At 66.2% G+C, this 22474-nt stretch carries 21 protein-coding genes and 1 tRNA gene; 14 read left to right on the plus strand and 8 right to left on the minus strand.

Going from position 1 to position 22474, the window contains the following annotated elements:
- Positions 1-21 precede the first annotated feature (21 nt).
- On the minus strand, positions 22-390 hold the full coding sequence (locus GGQ80_RS16295; protein ID WP_183986804.1) for a response regulator: 369 nt from the start codon (positions 388-390) through the stop codon (positions 22-24).
- A gap of 166 nt (positions 391-556) precedes the next feature.
- Positions 557-1951 (minus strand): helix-turn-helix domain-containing protein, encoded by a 1395-nt coding sequence (locus GGQ80_RS16300; protein WP_183986806.1) that lies wholly within the window; start codon positions 1949-1951, stop codon positions 557-559.
- A 198-nt stretch (positions 1952-2149) separates the two neighbouring features.
- Here GGQ80_RS16300 and aceA point away from each other — a divergent pair, with 198 nt between their 5' ends.
- The 4 genes from aceA (at position 2150) to GGQ80_RS16320 (ending at position 5363) form a co-directional block, all read left to right on the plus strand.
- Positions 2150-3427, plus strand: coding sequence for an isocitrate lyase (gene aceA / locus GGQ80_RS16305; protein ID WP_425506076.1), 1278 nt, complete (start codon positions 2150-2152; stop codon positions 3425-3427).
- Between the two features lie 17 nt (positions 3428-3444).
- Positions 3445-3600: a hypothetical protein gene (locus GGQ80_RS16310; RefSeq protein WP_183986810.1), complete on the plus strand. Its 156-nt coding sequence runs from the start codon at positions 3445-3447 to the stop codon at positions 3598-3600.
- A gap of 123 nt (positions 3601-3723) precedes the next feature.
- Positions 3724-4677 carry a cation diffusion facilitator family transporter gene (locus tag GGQ80_RS16315; RefSeq protein ID WP_183986812.1) on the plus strand — a complete coding sequence of 318 codons (954 nt, stop codon included), beginning with the start codon at positions 3724-3726 and terminating at the stop codon, positions 4675-4677.
- A 41-nt stretch (positions 4678-4718) separates the two neighbouring features.
- Positions 4719-5363, plus strand: a complete 645-nt coding sequence (locus GGQ80_RS16320; RefSeq protein WP_183986814.1) for a hypothetical protein — start codon at positions 4719-4721, stop codon at positions 5361-5363.
- Here the strand turns inward: GGQ80_RS16320 and GGQ80_RS16325 are convergent.
- Positions 5353-8427, minus strand: a complete 3075-nt coding sequence (locus GGQ80_RS16325) for a TonB-dependent receptor (RefSeq protein WP_221364452.1) — start codon at positions 8425-8427, stop codon at positions 5353-5355. The genes GGQ80_RS16320 and GGQ80_RS16325 overlap by 11 nt on opposite strands.
- 326 nt (positions 8428-8753) lie before the next feature.
- A complete protein-coding gene (locus tag GGQ80_RS16330; protein ID WP_183986816.1) occupies positions 8754-9539 on the minus strand; it encodes a 3-hydroxybutyrate dehydrogenase in 786 nt (261 codons plus the stop codon).
- 101 nt (positions 9540-9640) lie between these two features.
- On the opposite strand from GGQ80_RS16330, the gene ypfJ reads away from it, so the two are divergent.
- A complete protein-coding gene (gene ypfJ / locus GGQ80_RS16335; protein ID WP_183986818.1) occupies positions 9641-10579 on the plus strand; it encodes a KPN_02809 family neutral zinc metallopeptidase in 939 nt (312 codons plus the stop codon).
- A 146-nt stretch (positions 10580-10725) separates the two neighbouring features.
- Here the strand turns inward: ypfJ and GGQ80_RS16340 are convergent, their stop codons facing one another.
- Together GGQ80_RS16340 and GGQ80_RS16345 are read right to left on the minus strand one after the other, a co-directional pair.
- Positions 10726-11718: an NADP-dependent oxidoreductase gene (locus GGQ80_RS16340; RefSeq protein WP_183986820.1), complete on the minus strand. Its 993-nt coding sequence runs from the start codon at positions 11716-11718 to the stop codon at positions 10726-10728.
- 125 nt (positions 11719-11843) lie between these two features.
- Positions 11844-13133 carry a DUF2171 domain-containing protein gene (locus GGQ80_RS16345; RefSeq protein WP_183986822.1) on the minus strand — a complete coding sequence of 430 codons (1290 nt, stop codon included), beginning with the start codon at positions 13131-13133 and terminating at the stop codon, positions 11844-11846.
- Between the two features lie 33 nt (positions 13134-13166).
- On the opposite strand from GGQ80_RS16345, the gene GGQ80_RS16350 reads away from it, so the two are divergent.
- The 4 genes from GGQ80_RS16350 to GGQ80_RS16365 all read left to right on the plus strand — a co-directional run bounded on the left by GGQ80_RS16350 (position 13167) and on the right by GGQ80_RS16365 (position 14975).
- On the plus strand, positions 13167-13331 hold the full coding sequence (locus tag GGQ80_RS16350) for a hypothetical protein (RefSeq protein ID WP_183986824.1): 165 nt from the start codon (positions 13167-13169) through the stop codon (positions 13329-13331).
- A 35-nt stretch (positions 13332-13366) separates the two neighbouring features.
- A tRNA-Ala gene (locus GGQ80_RS16355) sits at positions 13367-13442 on the plus strand.
- Between the two features lie 58 nt (positions 13443-13500).
- Entirely contained in the window at positions 13501-14244 is a 744-nt protein-coding gene (locus GGQ80_RS16360) for an NUDIX hydrolase (RefSeq protein ID WP_183986826.1), read from the plus strand.
- The gene (locus tag GGQ80_RS16365) at positions 14244-14975 is read left to right on the plus strand and encodes an extensin-like domain-containing protein (RefSeq protein ID WP_183986828.1); all 732 of its coding nucleotides are present in this window, start codon (positions 14244-14246) and stop codon (positions 14973-14975) included. The genes GGQ80_RS16360 and GGQ80_RS16365 overlap by 1 nt, the downstream gene beginning before the upstream one ends.
- Here GGQ80_RS16365 and GGQ80_RS16370 read toward each other — a convergent pair.
- Positions 14972-15589 carry a S24 family peptidase gene (locus GGQ80_RS16370; protein ID WP_183986830.1) on the minus strand — a complete coding sequence of 206 codons (618 nt, stop codon included), beginning with the start codon at positions 15587-15589 and terminating at the stop codon, positions 14972-14974. The two genes, GGQ80_RS16365 and GGQ80_RS16370, sit on opposite strands and share 4 nt — an antisense overlap.
- Before the next feature lie 90 nt (positions 15590-15679).
- Between GGQ80_RS16370 and GGQ80_RS16375 the strand changes: the two genes are divergently transcribed.
- The 5 genes from GGQ80_RS16375 to GGQ80_RS16395 all read left to right on the plus strand — a co-directional run bounded on the left by GGQ80_RS16375 (position 15680) and on the right by GGQ80_RS16395 (position 21083).
- Positions 15680-15856 carry a hypothetical protein gene (locus GGQ80_RS16375; protein WP_183986832.1) on the plus strand — a complete coding sequence of 59 codons (177 nt, stop codon included), beginning with the start codon at positions 15680-15682 and terminating at the stop codon, positions 15854-15856.
- A complete protein-coding gene (locus GGQ80_RS16380) occupies positions 15853-16173 on the plus strand; it encodes a hypothetical protein (protein ID WP_183986834.1) in 321 nt (106 codons plus the stop codon). The genes GGQ80_RS16375 and GGQ80_RS16380 overlap by 4 nt, the downstream gene beginning before the upstream one ends.
- Positions 16174-16295: 122 nt before the next feature.
- A complete protein-coding gene (locus GGQ80_RS16385; protein WP_183986836.1) occupies positions 16296-18428 on the plus strand; it encodes a TonB-dependent receptor in 2133 nt (710 codons plus the stop codon).
- 250 nt (positions 18429-18678) lie between these two features.
- Positions 18679-19863, plus strand: a complete 1185-nt coding sequence (locus tag GGQ80_RS16390; RefSeq protein WP_183986838.1) for an acyl-CoA dehydrogenase — start codon at positions 18679-18681, stop codon at positions 19861-19863.
- A gap of 125 nt (positions 19864-19988) precedes the next feature.
- Complete coding sequence (locus tag GGQ80_RS16395) at positions 19989-21083, plus strand: CaiB/BaiF CoA transferase family protein (RefSeq protein ID WP_246347157.1); 1095 nt, start codon at positions 19989-19991, stop codon at positions 21081-21083.
- On the opposite strand, the gene GGQ80_RS16400 is transcribed toward GGQ80_RS16395, so the two are convergent.
- Entirely contained in the window at positions 21080-22390 is a 1311-nt protein-coding gene (locus tag GGQ80_RS16400; RefSeq protein WP_183986842.1) for a sugar MFS transporter, read from the minus strand. The genes GGQ80_RS16395 and GGQ80_RS16400 overlap by 4 nt on opposite strands.
- Between the last annotated feature and the right edge of the window lie 84 nt (positions 22391-22474).

Genomic DNA, 22474 nt, shown 5'->3' on the forward strand with positions numbered 1-22474 from the left:
GCCAGCGATCGCCGCTCGATCCTATCTCGCGAGCGCGGCCAGAACCTCATTGCTGTCATACGGTTTCTGATAAAATACCGCCTGCACCGGCAGCGCACCGTGCGGCGGCGGTGGTCCGCCCGACGTCAGCACGGTTCGGATCATCGGCCATTGCTTTTCGATGATACGCGCCAGCTGAATGCCGTCCATTGACCCCGGCATATCCACGTCGGTAAATACCGCGAAGATGTCGTCGCGGGTTCGCAGAGCATCCATTGCTTGATCGGCATTGTTGACCGAGATCACGTCGAGACCCGCGTCGCACAAGATGTCCACCGTGGTCATCTGGAGCAACTCGTTATCTTCCACCACCAGGATCATGCGCCGAGCCCCCTCGGTGGCATCGATCATCGGCTTTCTCCCCCCGCAGACGATGAACGGATACGCTGCAATAAGTCTTACGTTATCATCACTTCCGCGGCCGCCTCAATCAGGAATTAACCATCAAAGCGGGTCTAGTCGGATTTTTTTTCATCACTCGATCAATAAATCGAAGTCTCCGTACGGTGCCGCACCCTTAATCCCCAATAAAGGTCAGTGCAGTAGCCCTACGTTCGCGATCGTTGATCGCTAACGCTCGGCCCGCAGGCGCCGCGGACCGTTGCGCGCAGTCGGGGCGAAGACATGCGCGACAGCCGGGGCCGATGGCGACTGCTCGCGCGCCCAGGTCGATCCCGCGCGCCGCCGCCAGCGACGTCGCCAGCGCGGCCTCTACTCCGAGCCCGATCGCGAACATTGCCTCGGGCGTGCCCAATCGCCTACCCTGTGGTACGACCGTGCGCGACAGCGTCAGATAGCGCTGGACCGCCCCGCCCGCCTTAATCTCGACGAGCTGCGCGATCCCCGTGCCCGGCCGGTCGAACGCGTGGTGCAGCGCCCAGAGCGGACATCGCCCCTCCGCCTCGACCAGCGCCGCCGCACTCGCTCCGGCATAGCGTTTCGACGCCTGCCCCGCGCGGTCGATGCGGATCATGAAGAACGGCAAGCCGCGCGCACCGACCCGGCTCAGCGTCGTCAAGCGATGCGCCACCTGCTCGTACCCCGCACCGAACCGGCGCTCGAGCAGCTCGACGTCATAGCCCGTCGCCTCGCACGCCCGCAGGAACCGCGCATAGGGCATCATCAACGCTGCGGCCCAATAGGCGGCCAGGTGTCGCCGGAACAATCGTTCCGCCGTCCGGTCGGTGAAGTCCGCGCCGCGCGCCAGCGCATCGATCTCGCCCCGCGCTTCGATCTGGGCCAGCTGGAAGGCCACGGCGAAGGTCCGCGCCGCAGGGTCGAGAACTTCCGACAATTGCAGCTGACGCGCGTGAAGGTCCAGCCGCCGCAGCACGTCGGGCATCACGTCGACGGGCAGCACCCTGATCGACAGGCTGTGCTTGACCCGCAACCGCTCGGCGACCGCGCCATATAGGTCGCCCGCCCCCAGACGCAGCTCGTCGGCCAGCGTCTCCGCGCCGGCATCGAGGTCGGGGAAATAATTTCGCCACCGCTCGATCTCGCGCCGCACCAGCGCCGCCGGATCGTCGACGCCGGGTGCCGCGGCGCCGCGTCCGCCCAGCCGGTCGAACACCCTGGCGAACGCCTCCGCCCCACCGGGCGCCGCCGCCAGCCATTCTCCCAACTCGGTGCGATCGATCTCCAGGTCGGCAAACATCGGGTCGGCCAGCCGCCGCCGCATCGCCTCGGCGCCACCGCCCGGCTCGCTCGCCGCCAGCGCGCGCGCGTCGAAACCGAACGTCTCGGCCAGCCGGACCAGCAGCGTCGCCGTCACCGGCCGCTGGTTGCGCTCGACCAGGTTGAGATAGCTGGGGCTGATCGTCAGCATCTCGGCCATGGCCACCTGGCTCAGCCCCTGGGTACGCCGCAGCCGCCGCACCGCATGTCCCGCCATCAGCTTGCGCTCGGCCATCGTCGCTCACGTTCCCTACTCGTTGGGCCGATCGAAGCCGGACGTCAGGCGTTTGTCAATTGTTTACACCATGACAAAACGGGCGCTCTCAACGTTCGACCCCCTTACCGCGTCATACCTGTGAAGCAGATTGCTTCGAGTGTGAAGAGTCTCAACATTCGCGGTCACAGCCAACGTGTTTTGTAAAAGGAAGTGCCTGTGACCTTCGACGATCTGATCCCCGCCCCGCCCGGCCGCTTCGACGGCATCACCCGCCCCTACACCGCCGACGACGTCGCTCGCCTGCGCGGCTCGGTCCCGATCGAGCACACCCTCGCCCGCCGCGGCGCCCTGAAACTGTGGGAGCTGCTGCGCACCGAGGATTACGTCCACTCGCTCGGCGCGATGAGCGGCAACCAGGCGATGCAGCAGGTCCGCGCCGGGCTTCAGGCGATCTATCTGTCGGGCTGGCAGGTCGCCGCCGACGCCAACACCGCCGGCGCCATGTACCCCGACCAGTCGCTCTATCCCGCCAATGCCGGCCCCGACCTGTGCCGCCGCATCAACAATGCGCTGCAGCGCGCCGACCAGATCGAGCACGCCGAAGGCGGCGCGACCCGCGACTGGTTCGCCCCCATCGTCGCCGATGCCGAGGCCGGTTTCGGCGGCCCGCTCAACTGCTTCGAGATCATGAAGGCCTATATCGCTGCCGGCGCCGCTGGCGTTCACTATGAGGACCAGCTGGCGAGCGAGAAGAAGTGCGGCCATCTCGGCGGCAAGGTCCTGATCCCGACGCAGGCGCACATCCGCAACCTCGACGCCGCCCGCCTCGCCGCCGACGTATCGGGCGTGCCGACGGTAATCTGCGCCCGTACCGATGCCGAAAGCGCCCGCCTCATCACCAGCGACGTCGACGAGCGCGACCATGAATTCCTGACCGGCGAGCGAACGCCGGAAGGCTTCTTCCGCCTGAAGGACGGCACCGGCGTCGACCATTGCATCAAGCGCGGCCTGGCCTTCGCCGAGCACGCCGATCTCCTGTGGTGGGAAACGTCGCACCCTGATCTCAACGACGCCCGCCGCTTCGCCGAGGCGATCAAGAAGGAGCATCCCAACAAGATGCTGGCGTACAATTGTTCGCCCAGCTTCAACTGGGCGGCGAACCTCGACACCGACGACATCGCCCGTTTCCAGCGCGAGCTGGGTGCGATGGGCTACAAGTTCCAATTCGTGACGCTGGCCGGCTTCCACAGCCTCAACCACGGCATGTACCAGCTTGCACACGGCTATCGCGATCGCGGCATGGCGGCCTATTCGGAGCTGCAACAGGCCGAATTCGCCAGCGAGGCGATCGGCTACACCGCGACGCGCCACCAGCGCGAGGTCGGCACCGGCTATTTCGACCAGGTCGCCCAGGCGGTGGCGGGCGGTGCCAGCAGCACCACCGCACTCGCGGAGTCGACCGAGACCGCCCAGTTCACCCAGCAAGCCGCCTGACGAAAGGAGACGAAGACATGACCACCGAACCCGCCCGCAGCCGCGCCGTCTTCTCGACCGAGGACTTCGGCCTGATGAAGGAAGCCGTCGCCGCCTATGTCCGGACGATCGCCGACGATCCGCGCTCGTCCAAATTCTCCAATCTCTACCACCGCCTCGGCCGCCTCGGCTGAGACACCGACTTTCCTGGGGAGGAAAGGTGCCCGCCGGTGCTTTCAGCACTGGCGGGCATTGCCGTTGTTCGTGATCCGCCAGCCGATAGCACCTCAACCACGCCCCGCGCGTTGAGCCCTGACATGTCGACCCTCACCGCCCGCATCCGCGAGAATATCGTCCTGTACGGCGCGCTCGCCGCCAACGTCGGCATCGCCATCGCCAAGTTCGTCGCGGCGGCGATCACCGGGTCGTCGGCGATGCTGACCGAGGGCGTCCACAGCCTCGTCGACAGCGGCAACCAGATCCTGCTGCTCTACGGCCAGCACCGCGCCAAGCGCCCCGCCGACGCCGCGCACCCGTTCGGCTACGGCCGCGAGCTGTATTTCTGGGCGTTCGTCGTCGCGATCCTGATCTTCGCGGTCGGTGCCGGCGTCTCGGTCTACGAGGGCTGGCTGCACATCAAGGATCCCGAGCCGCTGCGCGACCCGCTGGTCAACTATATCGTCCTCGGCATCGCCTTCCTGCTGGAGGGCTCTTCCTGGACCATCGCGGTGCGCGAATTCGCCGCGTCGAAGGGCGACGAGGGTTGGTGGCAGGCGATCCGCCGGTCGAAGGACCCTGCCGGCTTCATCGTCCTGTTCGAGGATTCGGCCGCCCTCGCTGGGCTGGTCGTCGCCGCCGCCGCGGTCTGGGCCAGCCATGCGTTCAACGATCCCCGCATCGACGGCGCCGCGTCGATCCTCATCGGCCTAATCCTCGGCGTCGTCGCCATCCTGCTTGCGCGGGAAGCGAAGGGCCTCCTGATCGGCGAGCGCGCCGACCCACGGATCGTCGCCGAGGTCCGCCGCGTGGTCGAAGGCCAGCCCGGCATCACCGCGGTCAACCATGTCCGCACCATCCACACCGCGCCCGACAGCATCTTCGTCGCGATCAGCGCCGATTTCGACGACGCGCTGACGATGGCCGAGGGCGAAACGTTGATCGAGCGCATCGAAGCCACGCTCCACACTCAATTCCCGCAGCTCAGCTCGATCTACATCCGCCCCGAAAAGCGAGAGGACGCGTTGCCGCTTGCGCCGGGGCAGGTGATGTGATGGCCGTTGCCGACCACCTGCGCCGCGTTAGAATACCACGCATGTTCCGCATGTTGCTTGCCGCTCTCGCCCTCTGCTTCACCGCGACGCCGGCGGCGGCAGGCGTGACAATCACCTTCTGGAGCCATGAGTTCGGCAGCAGCTTTCCCCACGCCTTCTTTACCCTGCGCGGCGCTCCCGATGCGGGCGGCCTGCCGGTCGAGGCGAACATCGGCTTCACCGCGAAGGCGGTCACGCCGGCGCTGCTGATGGGCAGCGTGCCGGGCAAGCTCGATATCGTGAAGCCGACCTATGTCGAGGGCAGCGACGCGCAATTCTCGGTCGTCCTCACCGACGCGCAATATGCCCGCATCCTCGCCCTGATCGCTGGCTGGGACGATCGGCTCGGCGATGGCCGCTACAATCTCGGCAAGCGCAACTGCATCCACTTCGTGAAGGAAGCCGCCCGCATCGCCGGCCTGTCGATGCTCGACCATCCCAAGCTGATGAAGCGCCCCCGCTCCTATCTGCTCGCGGTACGCGAGGCCAACGCCGGTCGCATCACCGTCATCGGCCTCGACGGCGACAAGTGGAAGGCCGCCCTTCCTGCGGTCGCCGCCACCGCCCCCGTACCGCTCGTCCTCGTCATGTCCCCCCCGCCGCTGCCGCGCGGCAGCGGCGGGATGGCGACCTTTATCAAAAGCTGAACGACGCCCCCAGGAAGAACTGACGCCCAGTGACGCTGTAGACGCGCTGAGCCTTGCGGATCGCCCCGCTATATTGGTCCGCTGCCTGATTGGTCAGGTTCAGCATGTCGAGCGTCAGCGTCAGTCCCGGCACAATCTTGTACGAGATGTTCGCGTCCACGTTGGTCGTCGAATAGCTGTAGTTGCCGTCGGGTACTTCCGCCTTGAAGGGTAGCGCCGTCAGATAGGCGTCTCGATAAGCCACCGACACCCGCGTCGAGAAGCGATTGTCATCGTAAAACAGCGTGGCATTCACGGAATTCGGCGAGACGTTGATGAATTGGTCGTACGTCGTCGTCGCCGTCAGCCCCGCAGACAGATAGTAGAGCACGCGCGACTGCACATAAGTATAGTTTCCCGCGAAACCGAATTTCTTCAGGGCTCCGGGCAGGAAAGTGAAGGGCTGCTGGATATTGACCTCGACGCCTTTGATCGATCCGCCCGAGGTGTTGCGGAACCGGGTCACGGTATAGATCGTCGTACCGTCCTGTCCCGCCGGCAGCAGGCTTAGCGGCAAACCGGTATTGCTGTACGCTTCTTGCGCCGCCAGATTCTGGATCGTCGACCCGATGTCCTTGTAGAATAGTGCGACGCCATAGAAGGCGCCCTTCTGCGGATAATATTCGAAGCTCAGGTCATAGTTTTTGGCACGGTATGGATCGAGCAACGGATTACCGATCGTCGCCGACTGCGCGCCGAAGGTAGTATTAACCGACCCACCGGGCGTCAGCGCGTTGAAGCCCGGTCGCGCCATGACCTTCGCGAAGGCGAAGCGTGCCATCAGGTTGGGGACGACGTCGATCGAAGCGTTCAGAGACGGCAGCCAGTCGGTATAGCTGTTGGGCACCGTGATCTGCGACGTCGCCGACGTATAGCCGGTCGATGCGACGTCGGTCTTGACGTAGCGCACGCCCGCATTGCCCCGCAGCTGACGCCCGCCGAGCACGTCGACGTCGAAGTTCAGCTGGGCATACAGCGCCTTGTCGTCCTCTCCGACGCGACGATTGTTGCCGAGCGCCGTGACGTAGCTCAGACGGAAGTCGCCGTATTTGTTGGCGCAGTTGCAGGTGACACCGACCTTGTCGATGAACGCCTGCACGTCAGGCACGACGAAGCTGGTGACCGAACCCGCCGGCAGGTCGAGTTGCCGCCCGAAACCGGTCAGCGTCTGGCTGAGCGATTCGAGCGTCGGGAAATCGCTGGCGAACTGCGCGAGGTTGAAGGTCGAGTAGCCGGCGCAGGCAGCGGGCGGGCTCCCCGCTACCGCCGCGTTGTTAGAGGCGCTGACCACGCAAGGCGGACCGTTGTTGGCGAAGAAGCGCTGGTCCTGCGTCGAAACGAAGCGGAACTTCTTGTACATTCCGCCAACCTTCAGGCTCAACGCATTGGTCAGCTCATATTCCGCATCGAGGGCGCCGGTCGTCAGGTCGTTCCTCACGCCGGCACGGACGACGCGGATGTCAGGGGTCAGCCCGGTCCCGGCGTTGGTAAAGGTGACGTTGGCCAGGTTGGTGACGTCGTAGCCATAGTTGATCAGCGGCCGACGCGGATCGTTGCGCGCATCCCAGATATAGCCGTCCTTGTTGAACCCGTCGTACGATATCAGCACGGTATAGGGCTGGTTATAGTCCGACCCCGCCTTACCCGCCCGAGCGCGCAGCTTCAGCCGGTCACCGATATTCTGCTCGAAGGTCAGTCCGATCTCATACGTCTTGGTGGTAGACCTGGTAACCTCCTGGATGTGCTTGATGTCGACGTTGTTCAACTTCATATAGTCGACTTGACCGTTCGGATCGACGTTGACGTCGATGATCTGCGAGTCGACACGGCCGGCAAATAGCGGAAAGGCAGCCGATGCGCCGTTCACGTTCCGATTATTCGACGCGAGCGACAGCGCATAATCGCGGCGGTCCTGCTTGAACTGCGAATAAACCGCATCCAGCGTCACCTTGGTATCGCTCGAGGGCACATATTGCAGTGCCGCGGTCAGCCCGATGCGTTCCTGATCGAGCTCGAAGCGACCAAGGCCGGGATTTCGCGGTAGGAAGACGTTGGGCTGATTGATCTTCGAATAGGCAGTCGGGTCCGACGGCTTGCCCGAGAAGCACTGGTTCGCCGGTCGGTTGCCGGCACCCGACAACGTGTTGACGAAGGGGATCGCCGTGTTGATGACCTGGCTGCCGGCCTGGTTCGGGTCGTCGGTGGCCCGACCGCAGAAGCCGTTGAGCGCGTCGGAGTAATCGGACTGCGACGTGTCGCTATATCCCTCTTCCTGTGCGCGGCGTTTGCTGTAGGCACCGGAGATCAGGGCACCGAAGGATCCGGAGGTGGCGCTGAGCAAACCGGCGAGGCGTGGCGCGTACGACTTGTTGGCGTCGTAATAGGCGCCTTGCACGGACACCGCACCGCGAACGCCCTTCTTGTCGAAGGGCTTGGCGGTTTGCAGGTCGATGGTTGCGGCAAGCGAGCCTTCGTCCATGTCGGCCGATTGCGACTTGCTGACGGTTACCCCGCTGAACAGCTCGGAGGCGAAGGTCGAATAGTCGAAGCCGCGTGTGCGGTTGATGCCGGCTACCACGCCCAGCGTCGACCCCGTGGTCGCCGAAAAGGCCTCGATCCCGTTCAGCAGCGTGCGAACGAAGTCGCCGCCCAGACCGCGAACGGTGACGTTGCGGCCTTCGCCAGCGTCGCGCTGGATCGAGACGCCGGGGATACGCTGAATCGATTCCGCGAGGTTCGCATCAGGAAAGCTCGCCATGTCGTCCGCCTTGATGGCGTCGATGATGTTGGCCGAGCGGCGCTTGGTGTCGATCGCACCCTCCAGTGCGGCGCGAAAGCCGGTGACGACGATGTCACCGCCGCTCGTATCATCGCCGCTTCGTTCAGCCGCCTCCTGGGTCGGGCTGGACGATGCCGCAGCCTGCTGGGCCGGCGACTGAGCGCGCGACGCATCGGCCGGCGTCATTGCCTGGGCCAGCACGGGCTGAGTCCAGGCGGACGTAGCCAGCAACGCGACGGCCAACATCCGACGGCATGCACCCGAACGGAGTTCGAGATTCAACGGGTCCTTCAACATCGCATCCCCCCATCGCCACCCGGCTATCCCGGGGGGCATTCTCCCTGACGACCCGCCACTCTTGGCTTGAGCCGTCGCCACCCGGTCACGCGCTGAGCGAGCACCGGGAACGCCAGGAACATATCATAGGGATTCGGGTCGTCCAGATGCTATATCTTCGTACCAAATAGTGAGAGTCTAACTAAGATCGGCGTTTTCAGTTTGCCAAACGCAAGGCTAACGTCTTCGACAAAATCGCTTTACCGCTACCTCTTGTAAGCAGCGCTCAGCCGGTCTCAAGCCGCCGTCCAGCCGCCATCCATCGACAGGTTCGCCCCCGTCATCGATGCCGCTTCGTCACGGCATAGGAACAGCGCCAGTGCCGCCACCTGCTCGGGCGTCACGAACTCCTTGGTCGGCTGCGCGGCCAGCAGCACGTCGTTCATCACCTGCTCGCGCGTCAGCCCGCGCGACGCCATCGTGTCTGGGATCTGTGCCTCGACCAGCGGCGTCCAGACATAGCCCGGCGAGATGCAGTTCACCGTCACGCCGTTCGCCGCCGTCTCCAGCGCGATCGTCTTGGTCAGCCCGACCAGCCCGTGCTTCGCCATGACATAGGCCGACTTGTTGGGGCTCGCGACCAGGCTATGCGCCGACGCGGTGGAGATGATCCGCCCCCACCCCGCCTTCTTCATCAGCGGCACCACCGCCTGCATCGCATACCAGGCGGAGGTGAGGTTGATTGCGATGATCGCCTCCATCTTCTCTCCCGGAAAATCCTCGATCCGCGCGACATGCTGGATACCGGCGTTGTTGATCAGGATGTCGACCCCGCCCTGCGCCGCCGCGGTCGCCTCGACCATCGCCGCGATCTGTTCGGGCTTGGTCATGTCGGCGGCGTCGTAGCGCGCCGGCGCCCCGCTCGTCGCTTCCAGCTCGGTGCGTGCCCTCTCGATGGCGTCGGCATCGCCGAAGCCGTTGATCGTCACCGCCGCGCCCTCCGCCGCCAGCGCCCGTGCATAGGCGAGGCCGATGCCCGAGGTGGAACCCGTTACGATCGCCGTCTTGCCCTTCAGGAACATCGCGCTTCTCCTTCGCCCCCGCTCCTGCGGCCTGTTCGCCAGCCTTGCAACCCGGAGCCACGCGGCGCATTTCTGCCTCACAGGGAAAAGGGACCAAGCCGATGCGCCTCGACGATTATGATCCCAACATTCAGGTCGAGGACCAGCGCGGCGAGAGTTTCGGTGGCCTTGGCGGCGGTGGTGGCGGTGGCCTGCTGTTCGGCCTTCTGCCGCTGATTGGCAGCCGCTTCGGCTGCGGCGGCATCGTCGTCGTCCTGCTGCTGTTCGCGGTGTTCGGCGGGTTGGGCAATCTCGGCGGCATGCTCGGTGGCGGTAACCAGACGGGCGGCCCCGCACAGGTCGGCAGTCGCCAGGGCGGCTCGCCCGACAATGCCGCCAGCGCCTGCGCCGTCGATGCGCAAAGCAAGGCGGCGTGCAACGCCTTCAGCTCGGCCGACAAGACGTGGGAAGCGCTTTTCGCCCGCTCGGGCCAGCGTTTCGACGCACCGAAGCTCGTCTTTTACGGCGGCACGGGCCAGTCGGGCTGCGGCGCGGCGCAGTCGGCGATGGGTCCCTTCTATTGCCCGACCGACGAGGGCATCTATCTCGACACCAGCTTCTTCAACGAACTGGCCGGACGCTTCGGTGCGCAAGGCGACTTCGCGCAGGACTATGTCATCGCGCACGAGTTCGGCCACCATATCCAGAACCTGCTCGGCACGTCGGAGCAGGTGCAGCGTGTCCAGCGCTCGTCGGGCGAGCGCGAGGGCAATGCCGCCTCGGTCCGGCTCGAGCTTCAGGCGGACTGCTACGCCGGCGTCTGGGCCGCGGTGAACCGCTCGCGCATGGATCCGGGCGACCTGGAGGAGGGCCTAACCGCCGCGCGTGCGATCGGCGACGATACGTTGCAGAAGGAAGCGCAGGGCCGCGTCGTTCCCGACAGCTTCACCCACGGCACCTCGGCGCAGCGGATGTACTGGCTACAGCGCGGCTATCAGACCGGCGATCCCGCGCGGTGCGATACCTTCTCGGGTCCGATCGACCCGCCAGCGGGGACGTAAAAATCCTCCCCGGAGGGGGAGGGGGACCGCCGCATAGCGGTGGTGGAGGGGTAGTCTCCACGAGCACCATCGCCCGCGGATAATACCCCTCGGTCAGGCTGACGGCTGCCACCGCCCCCTCCGGGGGAGGAGCTGCCCTGACAGGATCAAACGCGAACCAGCATCTTTCCGGTGTTCCCGCCCTGAAACAGCCCCAGGAACGCCTCCGGCATCCGGCCAAGACCGTCGACGACCGTCTCCTGTGCCTTCAGCTTGCCGTCGCTGAGCCAGCCGCCCATGTCGCGGTAGAATTCCGCCGCGCAGTCGACATGATCGCTGACCAGGAACCCCTGGATGCGCGCGCGCGTCGCGATGATCCGCGGCAGATAGCGCAGCTTGGTCGGCTCGGCGGTGTTGTAGACGTCGATCATGCCGCAGATCGCGAAGCGCGCACCCTGGCGGCAGTGCGCCAGCGCCGCGTCGAGATGCTCGCCACCGACATTGTCGAAATAGACGTCGATACCGTTGCGGGCGACCTCGCCCAACGCTTTCACGACCGGCACGTCACCCTTGTAGTCGATCACCGCATCGGCCCCGAGCGACTGGACCCAGGCGCATTTATCGGGACCACCGGCCGATCCGATGACATGGCACCCCATCGCCTTCGCGATCTGCACGACCGTCGAGCCCACCGCACCGGCGGCGGCGGAGACGAACACCGTGTCGCCCTCCTTCACCTCGGCGATACGCGTCAGCCCGACATAGGCGGTCATTCCCGGCATCCCGAGCTGGCCGAGAAACGCCTGGGGCGGCACGTCGAGCTGGGGCAGCGGACGGACCGCCTCCGCCTTCATCACCGCCTCGTCGCGCCAGCCCTCCATGTGCTGCACCATGTCACCCGGCTTGAATTGATCGGACCGGCTTTCGACGACCTCGCCAACCGCCCCGCCCTGCATCGGCTGGTCGAGCTGGAACGGCGGAGCATAGCTCTTCACGTCGTTCATCCGGCCGCGCATGTAGGGATCGACCGACAGCCAGCGATTGGTGACGCGAACCTCTCCGTCCGCCAGTTCACGGTTCGGCAGCTCTTCCAGCCGAAAGTTTTCCGCCGTCGGCATCCCGTTCGGCCGCGACGCCAGCACCCAAGCCTTCGCCATCATCTTCTCCTCGTTCGTGATCGTCTTGCGGTTCGTCGTGGCCGCTCGGCGAAGCAAAAGAAAGGCCCCGGGTCGCCCCGGAGCCTTTCCCGTCATCCCTCTTTCGAGAGGCGACGTTTGCCTAGCGGTCAGTAGGTGCCCGAAAAGCTCTTGTTCAGGACCTTACCATCCGCGTCCGTCGTCTGTGCGCCGGTACTGGCGCCGCCGGCGGTGGTGCTGCTCGAGCCCGCGGTCGTCCCGCTGGTGCTGCTGCTCGAGGCGACACCGCCGGTGTTGCCGTAACCGGTGTTGCGGTCCTGGACACCGTTGTTGCGGTCGCCCTCGCCGAACATCGCCGACTTGTTTTCCTCGTCACGCCACGCCTTCTTCGCCTCATCGGCGGTCTTGGTCAGCGTGACCTTCTCATCGACCGACTTCAGCCAGCTCGACGGGATCGAGTCGTGGCGGCCGCCGGCATCGCTATCATTCTTGGTCAGGATGATGCGGTCGCCACGCGTCTTGTCGACGGTGCCGACGTGCTGGCCGTCGGAGCCCACGACTTCCATGTGCTCCTTCACCTTGTCGAGCGAGTCGCGCTGCGTCTGGCGATTGGTCCGCCAGGACGAGAATTCATTCTCGAACTTGGTGCGGTTTTCCTGGCGATATTCGTGATAGTCGCGGTCGAACGATGCGACCTGGCCCGAGCGCCACGAACGATAGTCGTCGTCGCGATCACCGGAATAGCGCTCGTCGAAGCGCGAATCCATCTCGCGGCGGCGCTCGGCGTCCTCGTCGCCGAACCACGAACGGACCTCGTCGCCGGCGCGCTGCAGGAAGCCGCGGTCTTCGTAGTCATAGCCCTGCGGCTGACGACCATAGCCCTGGCCCTGCTGGCCATAGCCCTGGTTACCGCTGCGGTTGCGGTTCTCGTAGCGCTGGTCGGGATCGTTGTAGCGATCGTCATCGGCGTGCTTGCTGCGGCCATAATCCTCGAAGCGACGGCTACCCGAACCGTAGCTGCCGTGGTACTCGGACGACGACTGACCGTCGCGATCCCAACCCTGCGAGCCCTGGTTGCCGTAACCGCGCGCGCCATACTGGTCGCGTCCACGATTGAACTGCTCGCGCTGGCCATAGCGTTCGAAGCCATAGTCGCGGCCGCCATACTGGTTCGAGCCCTGATCGCGCGAACCATAGTCGTTGCCGCGGCCATAGTCGCTGCGTCCATAGTCGCGCTGACCATATTGACCCTGGCCCGACCGGCCCTGGCCGTAGCTGCCCTGCTGGTCGCGATTGCCGAGTTGGCCCGATGCGGCATAGTCGCGGGCGCTGCTATAGCTGCCCGAGCGGCCGCTGCCGTAGTCTTCGCCATAATCCATGTCCGGAGAACCATAGTAATCGCCGGGGCGCGTGCCGCGTGGATAACGTTCGTAGCCCATCAGTTCCTCCATTCGTACGGGGCGGGCGGCGCGTTGATCGCCGTCATGTTGCCGTCGGTTAAAAGAATGGAGCGAAAGATCGTTCCTGTTGTTACGGATACGAAATGGGCACCTGTCGCAAACGTGGCGCGGATGATCGACAAAATTTTCGAGAGCGTCGGCCGCACGGTTGTTGCATCGCCCGGTCAGGGCGGCTAATGGCGTCGCTCCCCGGCAAGCCGGGGGCGGAGTGCGGGGCTGTAGCTCAGATGGGAGAGCGCTGCAATCGCACTGCAGAGGTCAGGGGTTCGATTCCCCTCAGCTCCACCACCCACTCCGTCATCGCTGCCACGCGGCCAAACCGCGCCTCGCGCGTTCGCCCCTGGACATGACCGACGCCATTCCAGCCGCCACCGTCATCCTGTTTCGCGAGCGTGCAGGCGCCGCGCCGGAACTGCTGATGGTCGAGCGGGCGCGCGCGATGGCGTTCGCCGGTGGGGCGATGGTCTTCCCTGGTGGAAGGATCGATCCCGGCGACGTCGCTTTCGCCAAGCAGATTGGCGCTGGCGAGGACGGGCCCGCGCGCATCGCTGCCATCCGTGAGACAATCGAGGAAGTAGGCCTGCCGCTCGGACTGTCGCCGGTCCCCAATAAGGCCACCCTCACCCGCCTGCGTGCCGCGTTGCATGATGGCATGCCGATCGCCGACGCATTGGCCGCCGCGAGGTGCTCGCTCGACCTGACGGTTCTCCATCCCTTCGCGCGGTGGCGGCCGGATTTCCACAAGGTCCGCGTCTTCGACACCCGCTTCTTCCTCGCCCGCGCACCCGAGGGGATCGAGGCCAGCGTCGATGCGACCGAGAATACCCGGCTGACGTGGACCACCGCGGCTGACGCGCTGGCGGCCAGCGCGGCGGGGACGCTGTCGCTGATCTTTCCGACCCGCCGCAATCTCGAACGCGTCGCACAATTCGCCAGCCTCACCGAAGCCGTCGCCGACGCCGAGGCGCATCCGCAACCGGTCATCACGCCCGCCATCGTTGAGCGCGATGGCGTGCGCATCCTCACCATCCCGGATCGCCTGGGCTATCCCGTGCTGTCGGAGCCGGTCGAAACGGCGCTGCGCGGGTGATGCGTGCCGTCCGACGCGGCATCGGCTGGCTGGTGGGAATCACCCTGGTCCTCGCCGCCGCGTTTCTGGTCTGGGCGCTGGCGAAGGGGCGGCCCCAGGATCTGCCCTGGACGCCGCTCGACCTGGGCGAGCCGATCGGCCTGTTCACCGGACGGAAGCTGGCGGCGCTGACGAACGACGCACCGCAATGTCGCGCGCTGCTGGACCGCGCCGGCGTTCGCTTCGTTGCCCTACCGCCGCGGCGAGACGGCGCGCAATGTGGGTATGACGATGCCGTGCGCTTCGCCCCGGGCGGCGCACGACGGATCGACTATCGACCCGCGGACGTCGGCGTCGCCTGCCCGGTCGCGGCGGCGCTGGCGATGTGGGAGTGGAATGTCGTCCAACCGGCAGCGCAGCGGCATTTCGGATCGCGCGTCGCGAGCATCGAGCATTTCGGCAGCTACAACTGCCGCCGCATGTATGGCCGCGATCAGGGAAGCTGGAGCGAGCACGCCACCGCCGACGCGATCGACATCGCCGGCTTTCGCCTGGCCGATGGCCAGCGGGTAACCGTCGTGCGCGATTGGACGAAGGGCGGCGACAAGGCTGCGTTCCTGCGCGAGGTGCGGGACGGCGCCTGCCGACTGTTCGCGACGACGCTGTCGCCCGACTATAATGCGGCGCACCGCGATCACCTTCACCTAGACCAGGCCGATCGGGGCGCGATGGGCTGGCGCGCCTGTCGCTAGCGCGGCTCGCGCATCAGCCACACGACCTTGCCGATCACCGCGATGCTGCCGTCGGGAATCGGCGGCGCGTCGGGATTGTCGCTCGTCGCCTCGATCCGCGAGAGCCCGGCACGCACCCGCTTGACCATCGTCACGCCGTCGACCTGGATGACGAACGGCTCCCCGCGCATGCCTGGCACCCGCCGCGCGAGATCGACGACGATCATGTCGCCGTCGAGCAGTCCCGGTTCCATCGAGTTGCCGCGCACGCGGATCACCCCCGCCTTTCCCTCACGCAACCGTAGTCGTGCGGCGAGTGCTGGATCGAGCATCTCCGTCCCCAGCAGCACCTCGCCGTCGACGAAGGCGCCGCCGCCGGCCGAGGCGACGACGTCGAGCCGCGGCACGGGAAACGAGCGCGGGCCGGCTTCCGCGCCCAGCAACGCCTCGGCCACCCCGAAATAGTCGGAGAGCCGCCGGCGATCCTCGCGGTCCAGCTCTCGCGGCGTACCGCGCTTCACATATTGCTGGAGATAGGCCGCGTTGCGCCCGATCAGGTCGGACAGGGCTGCCAGGCTGACGCCATCGCGCGTCGCCAGCGCCAGCAGAGACGCACGGGGATCGTTGGTGTCCATAGCCCGAACACTAGCCTAGGAAATTTTCCTAGACAAGTAGGAAATGGGAACGGAACAGGAACGTGTAAGCCGACTCGGAAAGGCACACACATGTCCCTGCTCATCAAGATCAACCGCTTTTGCCGCGCGACGCACATGCCACCGACCAAGTTCGGACGGCTTGCCGTCAACGATCCCCGGCTCGTCCACGACCTGCGACTGGGGCGCCAGCCGCGCCGCAAGACGGTCGAGCGGGTCGAGCGCTTCATCGCGGAGGCTCGGCCGTGATCAATGTCGCCATCACCGATGCAGCCCCCCTGCTGGCCAGCGCGCTCCGCCGTTCGGCGATCGCCGCAGGCATATCGATCGACATCGTGCAGGCGATCGAGCGGCCATGGGCGAGCCTTACCTTTTCAGGCACGCGTCACTGCCTGACGCTCACCATGGAGAGCGGTAAGCACGCGGACGAATGGCTTGCCGCCATCGAGTCGGCTGCACTCCTCATGCGCGGTCACGTCGCCGGCGAGCCAGCCTTGGTCGCGCGCCGGCAGCTAGCGGATTTGATAGAAGCGACGATCGAGGTCGTCACGATCGAGGATGGCTGAATGCCCATGCGAGTGGGTCGTGACCTTCGTTACCTTTACCCGCGTGACGGCATTTTCATTTGATATAACGTTACATGGTCGTTAGTCGCGCCCGACGACAAGCAAGCGTTCGGGGAATATCGATGATCAAGGCCGTCCTCCTGTCTACCGTGGCGCTCGCCATGGCGACCCCTGCCGTCGCGCAGACCACCGCTACCCCGGCGCCCCAGCCGGCGTCGCCGCGTGGCGACGTGATCGTCACCGCGCCGGTTACGACCAGCGAACGCGACGTGTTGCAGGGCACGTCGATCCTGTCGGGCGAAGAGCTGACGCGCGAGTTGCGGCCGACGATCGGCGAGACGCTGGCACGTCAGCCCGGCGTCTCGGCGACGTCGTTCGGCCCCAGCGCCTCGCGGCCGATCCTGCGCGGCTTCCAGGGCGACCGGATCCGCGTACTGACCGATGGCATCGGTTCGATCGACGTGTCGAACACCAGCGTCGACCACGCCGTCGTCATCGATCCGCTACTCGCCGAGCGGATCGAAGTCCTGCGTGGCCCGTCCGCGCTGCTGTTCGGATCGTCGGCGGTGGGCGGCGTCGTCAACGTCATCGATACGCGCATCCCACGCACCGTTCCCGAGAACGGCTATCGCTTCAACGGCATCGCCAGCTTCGGTTCGGCCGCGACCGAGCGCAGTGCCGGCGCCGCCGCCGACGTTGCGGTGACGAAGAACATCGTGCTCCACGCCGACGGATCCTATCTGAAGGCCGACGACCTGCGTACCGGCAACGGCTATCTGCTGTCGCCCCAGGCGCGCGCCGCCGCGCTGTCGCAGGTCGGCAAGCCGCAGGACACCGACGAGCCGATCGACTTCGCCGCCTCCGCCGCGCTGCGCGATCGCCTGCCCAATTCGGCGGCGCGCACCTGGACGGCGGGTGCCGGCGTCTCGCTCATCACCGATACCGGCAATCTCGGCATCGCCTATAGCCATTACGACAGCCTCTATGGCGTGCCGATCCGCTATGCGACCGAGATCGGCCAGGAGCAGGAGGCGCCGCGGCTGTCGGTCGTCCAGAACCGCCTCGACCTGCGCGGCGAGGTCGAGACGGGTGGCGGCTTCCTCGACAGGATCCGCATCCGCGCCGGTCAGGCGAGCTATCGCCATTTCGAGCTGGAGCCGGACGGCGCGGTCGGCACCGCCTTCTACAACAACGGGTTGGAGGGCAGGCTCGAGCTGGTCCAGGCCAATCACGGCGGCTGGACGGGAGCGTCGGGGGCGCAGTTCTTCAATCGCCAGTTCAACGTCGTCGGCGACGAGGCATTCCTGCCGCGCAACGAGACCAACCAGACCGGGCTCTTCACGCTGCAGCAGTATAGCAACGGCGCGTTCCGTGCCGAAGGCGGATTGCGGTACGAGTTGACCGATCTCGCCGCACGCACGCCCAGCGACGACGACCGCTTCTTCCGCGGCGATCGGCATTTCGAAGCCCTGTCGGCCTCGCTCGGGGCCAGCTACGCCCCGACCGACTCGATCCGCATCGGCGTCAACGGCTCGCGTACCGAGCGCGCGCCTTCGGCCGAGGAGCTGTTCGCCAACGGCGCCCACGCCGGCACCCAGGCCTATGAGCTCGGCAGCCCCGACTTCCGGCTGGAGAAGTCGTGGGGGCTGGAGGGCACCATCCACGCCCACGGCAACGGCTTCAGCATCGACGCGTCGGCCTATTACAACTGGTTCACCAACTATATTTCCGAGAACCAGGTCGATGCCGCGATATGCCAGGCGGCCGCCGCGCCCTCCGGCCGCACGGTCGACCTCCCCTGCTTCCAGTACCAACAGCGCGACGCGCGCTACTGGGGGTTCGAGGCCGATGCCTCGGTGCGTGTTGCGCAGATCGGCAGCTATCAGATCAACGCCGACATCCTGGGCGATTATGTTCGTGCGACGATCGTCGACCAGGGCCCTGTCCCGCGGATCCCGGCGCCGCGCGTACTCGGCGGGGTCGAGGCGCAGGGCGACACGCTGAGCGGCCGTGTCGAGGTGGAGCATGTCTTCGACCAGAACCGCATCGCGCCGTTCGAGACGACGACCAACGAGTACACGATGGTCAACGCCTCGCTCGCGATCTCGCCCTGGGGCAAGGCGAACAAGACCAGCCTGTTGCTGAGCGCGAACAACATCTTCGATGTCGTCGCACGCCGCCATGCGAGCTTCCTGAAGGACTTCGCGCCGCTGGCGGGCCGCGACCTGCGCGTGACGTTGCGGGTGGGGTTCTGAACACCCCACTCCGTTCGTGCTGAGGAGACGCTGAGCGAAGTCGAAGCGCCGTCTCGAAGCCTGTCCTGAGCGCCTGCCTTGCAGGCAGTCGAAGGGCACAGGTGGCTAGGCCTGCCCTTCGAGACGAGGCTTCGACGTCGCTCAGCCTCTCCTTAGGCCGAACGGGGTGCAAGGGCCGTCCAGGCCAGCACCACCCCTTGCCCCCCACCCCCCGACGCCGTACCGCATCCTTGAAAAAGGAGAGTACCACATGGCCGGCATGGGCAAGTTCGACTGGGCGGATCCGTTCCTGCTCGACGAGCAGCTGACGGAGGAGGAACGCCTCGTTCGCGATACCGCGCGCGGCTATGCCCAGGATCGGCTCGCCCCCCGGATCGTCGAGGCGTTCGCCAAGGAACATACCGATCCCGCGATCTTCCGCGAGATGGGCGAGCTGGGCCTGCTCGGCCCGACGATCCCCGAGGAATATGGCGGGGTCGGCGCGAGCTATGTCGCCTATGGCCTGGTCGCGCGCGAGGTGGAGCGGATCGACTCCGGCTATCGCTCGATGATGAGCGTCCAGTCGAGCCTCGTAATGTACCCGATCTATGCCTATGGATCGGAGGAGCAGCGCCATCGCTACCTGCCCAAACTGGCGAGCGGCGAGTGGATCGGCTGCTTCGGCCTGACCGAGCCCGATGCCGGTTCCGACCCCGGCGGCATGACGACGCGCGCGAGGAAGATCGACGGCGGCTATTCGATCTCGGGCGCCAAGACGTGGATTAGCAACGCGCCGATCGCCGACGTCTTCGTCGTCTGGGCGAAGAGCGACGAGCATGGCGGCGCGATCCGCGGCTTCGTGCTGGAAAAGGGCGCCAAGGGCCTGAGCGCGCCCAAGATCGAGAACAAGCTGTCCCTGCGCGCCTCGATCACCGGCATGGTGATGATGGACGAGGTCGAGGTCGGCGAGGACGCCCTGCTGCCCAATGTCGAAGGGCTGAAGGGGCCGTTCGGCTGCCTCAATCGTGCGCGCTACGGCATCAGCTGGGGCTCGCTCGGCGCTGCCGAGTTCTGCTTCCACGCCGCGCGGCAATATGGTCTCGATCGCAACCAGTTCGGCACAGCGTTGGCGGGTCGCCAGCTCTACCAGAAGAAGCTGGCCGACATGGAGACGGAGATCGCACTCGGGCTGCAGGCAAGCCTGCGCGTTGGCCGGCTGATGGACGAGGGTCGTTTCGCACCGGAGATGGTCAGCCTGGTGAAGCGCAATAATGTCGGCAAGGCGCTGGCGATCGCCCGCGACGCACGCGACATGCATGGCGGCAACGGCATCTCGGGGGAATATGGCGTGATGCGCCACCTGATGAACCTCGAAACCGTCAACACCTATGAAGGCGCGCACGACGTCCATGCGCTGATCCTGGGCCGCGCGATCACGGGGATCGCGGCGTTTTGATCGAGGTACGCCCCTCCCCTTCAGGGGAGGGGACGGGGGTGGGGGATGCCTTGCAGAGTGCATCGCCTGCCGCCCCGCCCCACCCCAACCCCTCCCCTGAAGGGGAGGGGCTATCGCGCTTCCCCCTGGCCGGCCTGAAGGTCGTCGAGCTGGCCCGCATCCTTGCGGGGCCATGGGCAGGACAGGTGCTCGCCGATCTCGGCGCGGATGTGGTCAAGGTCGAAAGCCCCGAGGGCGACGACACCCGCCGCTGGGGGCCGCCGTGGATCGAGAACCCCGACGGTACGCGCGACGCCGCCTATTACCATGCCGCCAACCGCGGCAAGCGATCGGTCGTCGCCGACTTCACCACCGCCGATGGGCAACGGCTGGTCCGCGATCTGATCGCCGATGCCGATGTCGTCATCGAGAATTTCAAGGTCGGCGGCCTCACCAAATACGGCCTCGACTATCCCAGCCTGTCGGCGATCAATCCGCGGCTAGTCTATTGCTCGATCACCGGCTTCGGCCAGGACGGGCCATACGCCCATCGCCCCGGCTACGACTTCATCATCCAGGGGCTGGGCGGGATCATGGACCTGACCGGCGAGCCGGACGGCGCGCCGCAGAAGTCGGGCGTGGCGTTCGCCGACATCTTCACCGGGCTGTATAGCGTCATCGCGATCCAGGCGGCGCTGGCGATGCGCGAGCGAACCGGGCGCGGGCAGCATATCGACATGGCGCTGCTCGACACCATGACCGGCGTCCTCGCCAACCAGGCCGCCAATTACTTCGCCAGCGGCGTCACCCCGCCGCGTGTCGGCAACGCGCACGTCAACGTCTCGCCCTATGCGGTGTTCGAGGCGGCGGACGGCTGGTTCATCCTGGCGGTCGGCAACGACGGCCAGTTCCGTCGCTTCTGCGAAGCCGTCGGTCTGGAAGCGCGCGACGAATGGGCGACCAACGCCGAGCGGCTGGAACACAAGCCGGCACTATTCGCCGCGATCACCGCCCTCACCCGCGCCGTGCCGCGCGACGAACTGCTGTCGCGGCTGGAGGCGGCGGGCGTGCCGGCCGGGCCGATCAACACGGTCGAACAGGCGCTGAACGACCCGCAGGTGCAGGCTCGCGGGATGGTCGTCGCGGGTGAGCGGATCGCCGGGCTGCGCACGCCGATCCGCTTTTCCGATGCCGAACTGGCGCTTGGCCGCCCGGCGCCCAGGCTAGGCGAAACGCCCTAGGCGGCGACAACTTCCGGCGCCGGGCGGCGCGCGTAAAGGCCATAGGCCAGGATCACCGCATAGCAGGCCGCCGGCAGGATCAGCGCGAAGTGCAGGCTGCCCGAGCTGTCGGCGAGCAGGCCGGTCAGCGGCGGCACGATCGCGCCGCCGACGATCGCGGTAGCGATGACGCCCGATCCCTCGCCGGCACGCTTGCCCAACCCTTCGCTCGCCAGGGCGAAGATGGTCGGGAACATGATCGAGTTCATCAGCCCGATCGCCAGCAGCGTCCAGCCCGAGACGAGCCCGCTGGTGTTTGCCGAAATGAGGATCAGCGCGATCGCCCCCGTCGCGACGCCGGCCAGCACCTTGCCCGGCGAGACCCGCGTCAGCAGATACGCGCCGATGAAGCGACCGACGAGCGCACCGCCCCAGTAGAAGGGCACATGCTTGCCCGCCGCCTGGTCGGTCAGCCCCATCACCGACGGCTGCATCAGATAGTTCACGATCAGCGAGCCGATCGCGACCTCCGCACCGACGTAGAGGAAGATGCACAGCGCACCGATACCGAAGCGCGGGCGGCCGAGCAGATTGAACGCCTGCAGGATCGAACCCTGGTGGCTCTGCTCTTCCTGCAGCCGGTTGCGCCGCGTCCACACGACGGCGGCGACGATCGCCAGCGCGACGGCGAGGCCGAGATAGGTGTGGACCACCGTTTTCGTCTCGGCGGCGCGATAGGCGTCGAGCGCGGCGCCCGACAGCGTCGCCGGGTCGATCGTGGCGAGGCCGCCGAGGATCACGACCGAGCCGACATAGGGGAAGATCGTCGTGCCGAGCGAGTTGAACGCCTGCGCGAAGGTCAGGCGGCTGTGCGCCGTCTTGGGCTTGCCGAGCAGCGAGATCAACGGGTTGGCGACGACCTGGACGATGGTGATGCCGCTGGCGAGGACGAATAGCGCGAACAGGAACACGCCGAACGTCGCCGACGAACTGGCCGGGATGAACAGCAGGCAGCCGACCATCATCGTGAGCAGGCCGATCACCGCCGAGCGCATGTAGCCTGCGCGCCGCACGATCGCCGCCGCCGGGATCGACACGATCGCATAAGCCGCGAAGAACGCCGACTGGACGAGCAACGCCTGGGCGTAGTTGAGCGTGAACAGCTCCTTCAGCTTGGGGATGATGACGTCGTTGAGCGACGTGATCCCGCCAAAGATGAAGAACAGCGCGAAGACGAAGACGCGCAGGTCGGGGGCGTCATAGCCGTGGGCGGCATCGCCCGCCGCCGCCGGATCGCTCGACGACGTCGCGTCTACGTGCATGACCATGAAATCCCCGCCCTCTTGTGTCGTCGTGATGCGGACGGGCATAGGCGGGCGGCGGGGGCGCTGGCAAGCAAGCTTGGACATGGC

This window comes from Sphingomonas jinjuensis, from assembly GCF_014197105.1.
GTDB lineage: Bacteria > Pseudomonadota > Alphaproteobacteria > Sphingomonadales > Sphingomonadaceae > Sphingomonas > Sphingomonas jinjuensis.

Bases quoted from the DNA above. Each gene is read 5' to 3' on its own strand.
- GGQ80_RS16295 (WP_183986804.1), bottom strand. From the start codon at position 390: ATGATCGATGCCACCGAGGGGGCTCGGCGCATGATCCTGGTGGTGGAA.
- GGQ80_RS16300 (WP_183986806.1), bottom strand. From the start codon at position 1,951: ATGGCCGAGCGCAAGCTGATGGCGGGACATGCGGTGCGGCGGCTGCGG.
- GGQ80_RS16310 (WP_183986810.1), top strand. From the start codon at position 3,445: ATGACCACCGAACCCGCCCGCAGCCGCGCCGTCTTCTCGACCGAGGAC.
- GGQ80_RS16315 (WP_183986812.1), top strand. From the start codon at position 3,724: ATGTCGACCCTCACCGCCCGCATCCGCGAGAATATCGTCCTGTACGGC.
- GGQ80_RS16320 (WP_183986814.1), top strand. From the start codon at position 4,719: ATGTTCCGCATGTTGCTTGCCGCTCTCGCCCTCTGCTTCACCGCGACG.
- GGQ80_RS16325 (WP_221364452.1), bottom strand. From the start codon at position 8,427: ATGTTGGCCGTCGCGTTGCTGGCTACGTCCGCCTGGACTCAGCCCGTG.
- GGQ80_RS16330 (WP_183986816.1), bottom strand. From the start codon at position 9,539: ATGTTCCTGAAGGGCAAGACGGCGATCGTAACGGGTTCCACCTCGGGC.
- ypfJ (WP_183986818.1), top strand. From the start codon at position 9,641: ATGCGCCTCGACGATTATGATCCCAACATTCAGGTCGAGGACCAGCGC.
- GGQ80_RS16340 (WP_183986820.1), bottom strand. From the start codon at position 11,718: ATGATGGCGAAGGCTTGGGTGCTGGCGTCGCGGCCGAACGGGATGCCG.
- GGQ80_RS16345 (WP_183986822.1), bottom strand. From the start codon at position 13,133: ATGGGCTACGAACGTTATCCACGCGGCACGCGCCCCGGCGATTACTAT.
- GGQ80_RS16360 (WP_183986826.1), top strand. From the start codon at position 13,501: ATGACCGACGCCATTCCAGCCGCCACCGTCATCCTGTTTCGCGAGCGT.
- GGQ80_RS16365 (WP_183986828.1), top strand. From the start codon at position 14,244: ATGCGTGCCGTCCGACGCGGCATCGGCTGGCTGGTGGGAATCACCCTG.
- GGQ80_RS16370 (WP_183986830.1), bottom strand. From the start codon at position 15,589: ATGGACACCAACGATCCCCGTGCGTCTCTGCTGGCGCTGGCGACGCGC.
- GGQ80_RS16375 (WP_183986832.1), top strand. From the start codon at position 15,680: ATGTCCCTGCTCATCAAGATCAACCGCTTTTGCCGCGCGACGCACATG.
- GGQ80_RS16385 (WP_183986836.1), top strand. From the start codon at position 16,296: ATGATCAAGGCCGTCCTCCTGTCTACCGTGGCGCTCGCCATGGCGACC.
- GGQ80_RS16390 (WP_183986838.1), top strand. From the start codon at position 18,679: ATGGCCGGCATGGGCAAGTTCGACTGGGCGGATCCGTTCCTGCTCGAC.
- GGQ80_RS16400 (WP_183986842.1), bottom strand. From the start codon at position 22,390: ATGGTCATGCACGTAGACGCGACGTCGTCGAGCGATCCGGCGGCGGCG.